We start from the raw sequence: 6,753 nt of genomic DNA on the forward strand, positions 1-6,753 counted from the left end.
ATCATATAGCATTTGTTATTGGTGTTCATATAAATACTTCATTTAGATTAATTGTTAAAATGTATTCTAAACAAGGTTTATTAGTAAAAGAAACTGTACTCGTGGAAGGAGCTCCCAGTGAAATCGTTTACAGAAGGTTTTTAGGGAAACTAGCGTGGTAGATAATAATACATTTCAAGTGGCTTCAAATACAAGCCAATGGGTAGGGTCAATAACAATTTAATTTTGAGTTGTTCTTAAAATAAAAGGTGCTTTACTACAATAATAATCTTTAACAAAATGTCGTATTCCCTGAATAAGGATAAGGCCAATTTTTCATTAGGGCTATTTTCAACGTTAACAGTCTTGGAGAACACCACGTCTGGAATCTACGCAAACAATCTGTATACCATGTGAATAGGTGTACAGATTGTTTGCGTATTTTTTTAAAAGTTTCATTTAGAGAATAGTTGAGATATATCGAGCAGCCGTCAGGACCACAAACACCACCATCGATAGAGCCAAATGTTTTCAAAGTAGGTTTAATGCCTTCTTCTTCTGCAATTTTTTCTAATGCTTCTTTAAAATACCTTTTTTGGTTGAGCACATGAAGCAGAGTATTTATTGTTCATTACAAAGAATGGAACACCAATTATTTGCATGCTTCTTGCATCTTTGATGTCTTTTTGAACGTCAGCTAAATAAGCATTTTCATCTTCAAGAATGGACCTCACTTTCTCTTCATTAAGTCCAACTTCTTTTGCTAATCCAATTAATTGTTCATTGTCTGGGAGGAATTTATTTTCGCATGTTTTCATTAAAAAAGTCAAAAAAAACTCTAAATCGCATAGGATTTAGATGTTATAAGAAGATTCCGTTCGATGAACTCAGCTAATCCGTCATTTTCATGGTGTCCTGTAATAAAATCAGCTGCAGCTTTAACCTTTTCGCAAGCGTTCCCCATGGCCACACCAGTACCTGCATGACGAAGCATCTCTATATCATTGGGTCCGTCTCCAATGGCTACGACTTCACTTGGACTCATTCGAAATTCAGTAAGTAAGCTTTTAATGGCAGACCATTTGGAAACATTTGGAGCAACTAGCTCAAATCCGTCATTCCAATCGATGACTTCTGCTTCTTTTTTAAACAATGCGGATAATTCCGGACATGGTGCACCTGTTCGAACACTGTATTTAAGAACATCTTGATAATTTACTTGTCTTAAGTCACCAATATACAGTGGCGGAATTTGCCCAACTTTTGCCCAATAATCGATTTCTTTATTTGATTCCTTATAATAAATCCCATTTGCTGTATGGATGATAACATTACAAGGACTTTCAGCGGTCAGATTGTGAAATCGTTCTTCGTTTAATCGGACGGTTTTCATTTGTATAATTCTTCCTGACTCTGCATCGTGAATAGCAGCACCATTCAAACAGATCATCGGAGTTTGTAATCCAATTTCTTTATGGTAGGGAACGGTTATGTCATAGTGTCGACCAGTGGCGAGAAAAACCTTGACTCCCTGATTAATGAGCCTATTAATAGCTTCTTTATTTCGGCTGGAAATGGAGTTTGAGGCTTTTAATAGTGTACCATCCATATCTATAAATATTGCACGCACATTCATTTATCTGCCTCCTCATTCGTTGATAAACCAATTGTATTATCTGAATATTAAAGCCAAGTAAATTCAATGTATAGATTTAGTGAAGAGTGGTGAGCAGTGGACGTTACTATGCAAAAAAAAGAGGGTTTGTATGTGGAAAGTAGGGAATAACCATGGTTAACTGGATGATTTTCCTTGGTTAAATTGGAAGATATATAGTTTTTACTCTTAAGAGGATATTGAATCCGTTATATTTATTAAATGACCCTATTTTAAGAGCTAAGCGGGGACACCAAGTACTCTAATTACGAAAAACTCAATGAAATCACTGCTTTTTTCAAAATAGCGGATCCTCTGACCCCAAACATAAGGAATTAACTCATTTTGTCACAATAAAAGGATCTGATGTCCGCTAAGTTCAGAATGAAATATCAAGAAATTAATGGTTATTTCATTTGCCTATGGTTCAGCAATTTTACATGCCAAAAGTAAAATATGTATAAAAAAGGACCAATCCTGTATGCGAATGGTCTGTTAATTTGTATGTTATTTTCAATGTTTCTCTACAAATACTGAACAACTATGAAAAATCCGACACATTTTTCTTTTTATTCATTATGCCAAATGGTTGCAAGTGTTCCTTCTCCAGCATGAGCAGCGATCGTGGAGCTTATTTCTCCGATGAAAATATCGAGATTAGGGAAGTGTGCTTTTATTTCTGAAGCGAGTTTATTTGCTTTATCCAGCACATTTCCATGAAGAATTTGTACTTGTAATATTGAATGCTTCTTATAGGATTCACCAAGCAGATCTAGCATACGTTTAATTGCTTTCTTTTCAGATCGAACCTTGTCGAAAAGTCCAAATTCACCATTTGTGTTTATTCGGATAATAGGTTTGATTTTTAGAAGACTGCCGAGTAAATAGGAAGTACCTGACATTCGTCCGCCTTTATAAAATTGATCAAGACTTCCTAGCAAAATATAATTTTCAGATTTGGCTGCTTCTTTCTGAAGAATTTCTGCGATATTTTTAGCAGGCATGCCGTCATTTAAAAGATTCATGCCTTTATATATTAAAGTCGTAATAGCATAGGACATCGATTTAGAATCGACTGTATCAACCGGAAAACCGGCAAGCGCAGCACCTGATAGACAGCTATTAATGGTTCCACTTAATTTTCCAGAAATATGAACGGCTATAGCTGAGTCATATTTACCTTTTAATTGTTCAAAAAGCTCCGCAAATCTCCCAGCTGAAGGCTGTGAGGTTTTTGGTATTTCTTTCGATGAACGAATACGGGAATATAGTTGATTTGTATTTAAATCTATCCCATCCTCAAATGTTTCATCGCCAAAAGTAATGGAGAGCGGGACGACATAAACATCAGGATGATTCCGCAGCTCATCTGTAATAAATGCCGTGCTGTCAGTAATCCAGGCTATCTTTTTGGTTGTCATAAATTCATTTGTCCTTTATCAAAAATTTACCCGCTGAAAGGCAATGCCAATATATTGAAACACATCGGATCCTTTTAAAAAAATGATTGTAAAATATCCATATTGAAAAAATAATACATACTAAACTATTGATCTTATTTGCCGGGCCTGTTTTATTATACACTAAATGTAAGCGTTTAAAAGACTCAATGATAAAATTCATTTTTTGCTCACATTTAAGCAAAAAACCCCTGAAAAATCAGGGGTTATGAATGGAATTTATTACGATTGGAGCTGTTGGGACCATTCCTCTACGTCCCAAACCTTCGTTACCCAGTCTTCATAGAAATCAGGTTCGTGGCAAACTAGCACGATTGTACCTTTATATGATTTTAATGCTCGTTTTAATTCTTCCTTTGCAACAACATCCAGATGGTTTGTAGGCTCATCGAATAGAAGCCAGTTGCTTTCATTCATAAGGAGCTTGCATAAGCGAACTTTTGCTTGCTCGCCGCCGCTTAATTGATTTAAAGGACGAGAAATATGCTCATTCTTCAAGCCGCATCGAGCGAGAGCAGCACGTACTTGATGCTGATCCATGGATGGGAACTCACTCCAAACATCATCAATCGGAGTGATGTTTCCAGCTTTTACTTCCTGTTCGAAATAAGAAGGGAAGAGGAAGTCTCCACGCTCCACTTTACCACTTATTGGCTTTATCTTTCCAAGCATTGTCTTCAAAAGTGTAGATTTACCGACACCGTTACAGCCGACAATCGCTATCTTTTCACCGCGTTCAATCGTGATTGACATTTTTGGTAATAAAGCATGTGTATAACCAATCTCAAAATCCTGCCCATCAAAAACATAACGGCTGCTTCCGCGGGATTCTTTGAAATCAAAAGTTGGTTTCATTGCTGTTTCAGGGCGATCAATTCTTTCCATGCGATCAAGCTGCTTTTGTCGGCTCTTTGCTCTGCCTGTCGTTGAATATCGCGCTTTATTTTTCGAAATGAAATCCTCTTGTTTCTTAATGAATTCCTGCTGTTTCTCATATGCATTAATATGCTGGTTTTTATTGATTTCCGCTAATTCTAGGAATTTATCATAGCTGGCTGTATAACGGGTCAGCTTCGAGAATTCCAGATGGAAAATGGTGTTTGATACTTGGTTCATGAATTCTGTATCATGGGAAATGAGCATGAAAGCATACGGATACTCTTTCAAATAATTCGTCAGCCAGCGAATATGCTCAACGTCCAAATAGTTGGTCGGCTCATCAAGCAATAGGACTTGTGGCTGTTCTAAAAGGAGCTTTGCCAATAAAACTTTTGTACGTTGGCCACCACTTAGTGCGGAAACGTCCCGATCCAGTCCGATGGCATCTAACCCAAGCCCGCGTGCTGCTTCCTCAATTTTAATATCAAGGGAATAAAATCCGCCTGCATCAAGACGATCCTGAATTTCTCCCATTTCTTCTAATAATGCTTCAAGTTCTTCAGGTGTTGCCTCCGCCATTTTTGAAGTCACTTCATTCAGAGCCTTTTCTTGTTCAAAAAGCGGAAGAAAAGCATCCTTTAGGACATCCCGCATTGTTTTTCCTGGTGTCAAAACTGTATGCTGATCAAGGTATCCATAATGAACATTAGGAGTCCATTCAACACGACCTGAATCATGAATTAATTGTTTAGTAATAATATTCATCAAGGTCGATTTCCCAACCCCGTTTGCACCAACTAAACCTACATGATCTTCTGCAAGTAATCGAAAGGAGACATCTTTAAATAGTGTTCTGTCACCAAATGTGTGACTTAATTTTTCAACATTTAATAAANNACCACTTCATCGAAAGTAATCCATTTTTACATAATACAAGATTTTTTCTTATAAAACTAGCATTTTTAGTAGCTAAGAAGGTGGAAAATGATTGGATATAAAGGGAAAAGAAATTTGATTGACAAAAATTCAGATGAACTTTGAACAAACCATTTATTCAGAAAAGAGGGGAATTATTTTATTTGAATATTTTCAAAAGAAAAAACCACATTATAAGTAATTTAATGAAAGGGGATGAATGATCATAAAAAAGGAGAATAATAAACCGGTTCCAAATGTCTCAGGAAGTTTTCAGATTGTCAGTGAAGAGCAAAAGAATTCTTTAGAAGAAACAATAGAAAATGGTGAATTAGACGAAGAAAGTTTGTATTACGCGAGAGTTTTTATGGAAGAGTAAAAAAACAGGCAAGCAAAAAGCACACCAAATTTAGTAAATAATCGGTGTGCTTTTTTATCATTTTGCTTATGACTAGAAAATTATCTTTCTTCCTTTACTTCAACTTCGATTTCATTCAATGGGATACCAATCGCATTTGCGACACCTTCACCGTAAGCAGGATCCGCTTGATAGCAATGTTTAATATGGCGAATCTGAATATGTCTTTCAACACCATTCATATTACGAGCTGTATTTTCAAACAATACTTGCTGTTGTTCTTTGCTCATTAAGTTGAAGAGACGGCCAGGCTGTTCAAAGTAGTTGTCATCATCTTCTCTAAAATCCCACTGACCGGCATCCCCTTGGAGAGCAAGGTACGGTTCTTTATACTTAGGTTGTTCTTTCCATTCACCATAACTGTTTGGTTCATAGTGAATGGTGCTGCCTTTGTTGCCGTCCACTCTCATTGCTCCATCACGATGGTAGCTGTGGAAAGGGCACTTTGGCTGATTAACAGGAATTTGATGGTGGTTAACACCTAAACGATAGCGCTGAGCATCTCCGTAAGAGAATAATCTGCCTTGCAGCATTCTATCAGGTGAGAAGCTAATACCTGGTACGACATTAGCTGGTGTAAAGGCAGCCTGTTCTACTTCAGCGAAATAGTTTTCTGGATTCCGATTGAGCACCCATTCTCCAACCTCGATGAGAGGGTAGTCCTTCTTATACCATACTTTAGTTAAGTCAAATGGGTTATCAGGATGATTTTTTGCTTGTTCCTCTGTCATCACTTGGATGTACATTTTCCATTTTGGGAAGTTGCCATTTTCGATATTTTCATAAAGATCTCTTTGATGGCTTTCACGATCTTTTCCAACAAGTAGTTCTGCCTCTTCGTCAGTGATGTTTTCAATGCCTTGTTGTGAACGCATGTGGAATTTCACCCATACTCGTTCATTTTGATCATTGATCATACTAAATGTATGGCTTCCGAATCCATGCATCGTACGGTACGACTTCGGAATTCCGCGGTCACTCATGACGATGGTCACTTGGTGCAATGCTTCAGGAAGTGAAGTCCAGAAGTCCCAGTTGTTGTTAGCGTTTCGCATATTCGTGCGGGGGTCACGCTTAACAGCATGGTTCAAATCAGGGAATTGCATCGGGTCTCTGAAGAAGAACACGGGTGTATTATTTCCAACGAGATCCCAGTTTCCTTCTTCCGTATAAAATCTCATCGAAAATCCACGAATATCCCGTTCAGCATCTGCTGCACCACGCTCACCAGCAACTGTAGAGAAACGTACAAACATATCTGTTTGTTTACCAATTTCAGAGAATATTTTAGCCTTTGTATATTTTGTAATATCATGGGTGACAGTAAACGTCCCATAGGCACCAGATCCTTTTGCATGCATTCGTCTTTCAGGAATCACTTCTCTGTCAAAATGAGCTAGCTTTTCTAGTAACCAAACATCCTGCAATAGGATCGGGCCTCTTGGACC

General features: G+C 37.5%; 5 protein-coding genes and 1 pseudogene. 1 reads left to right on the top strand and 5 read right to left on the bottom strand.

Annotated features, from left to right (window positions below; all coding sequences use genetic code 11):
- Positions 1–560: 560 nt before the first annotated feature.
- From V7164_RS16530 to V7164_RS16545, 4 genes and pseudogenes are all read right to left on the bottom strand, one after another.
- Positions 561–809 (bottom strand): DsbA family oxidoreductase, encoded by a 249-nt coding sequence (locus V7164_RS16530; RefSeq protein ID WP_335347612.1) that lies wholly within the window; start codon positions 807–809, stop codon positions 561–563.
- 8 nt (positions 810–817) lie between these two features.
- Positions 818–1,615, bottom strand: a complete 798-nt coding sequence (locus tag V7164_RS16535; RefSeq protein WP_335347611.1) for an HAD family hydrolase — start codon at positions 1,613–1,615, stop codon at positions 818–820.
- Between the two features lie 587 nt (positions 1,616–2,202).
- On the bottom strand, positions 2,203–3,054 hold the full coding sequence (locus tag V7164_RS16540) for a DegV family protein (protein ID WP_335346016.1): 852 nt from the start codon (positions 3,052–3,054) through the stop codon (positions 2,203–2,205).
- A gap of 261 nt (positions 3,055–3,315) precedes the next feature.
- Positions 3,316–4,866: pseudogene (locus V7164_RS16545) on the bottom strand (ABC-F family ATP-binding cassette domain-containing protein); the annotation flags it as partial.
- A gap of 241 nt (positions 4,867–5,107) precedes the next feature.
- On the opposite strand from V7164_RS16545, the gene V7164_RS16550 reads away from it, so the two are divergent.
- Positions 5,108–5,266, top strand: a complete 159-nt coding sequence (locus tag V7164_RS16550; RefSeq protein WP_335348506.1) for a hypothetical protein — start codon at positions 5,108–5,110, stop codon at positions 5,264–5,266.
- An 80-nt stretch (positions 5,267–5,346) separates the two neighbouring features.
- On the opposite strand, the gene V7164_RS16555 is transcribed toward V7164_RS16550, so the two are convergent.
- The coding region (locus tag V7164_RS16555) for a catalase (protein WP_335354629.1) at positions 5,347–6,753 on the bottom strand (1,407 nt) is incomplete at its 5' end.

This window comes from Bacillus sp. JJ1474, from assembly GCF_036965225.1.
Lineage (GTDB): Bacteria > Bacillota > Bacilli > Bacillales > Cytobacillaceae > Cytobacillus.

Bases quoted from the DNA above. Each gene is read 5' to 3' on its own strand.
- V7164_RS16550 (WP_335348506.1), top strand. From the start codon at position 5,108: ATGATCATAAAAAAGGAGAATAATAAACCGGTTCCAAATGTCTCAGGA.
- V7164_RS16535 (WP_335347611.1), bottom strand. From the start codon at position 1,615: ATGAATGTGCGTGCAATATTTATAGATATGGATGGTACACTATTAAAA.
- V7164_RS16540 (WP_335346016.1), bottom strand. From the start codon at position 3,054: ATGACAACCAAAAAGATAGCCTGGATTACTGACAGCACGGCATTTATT.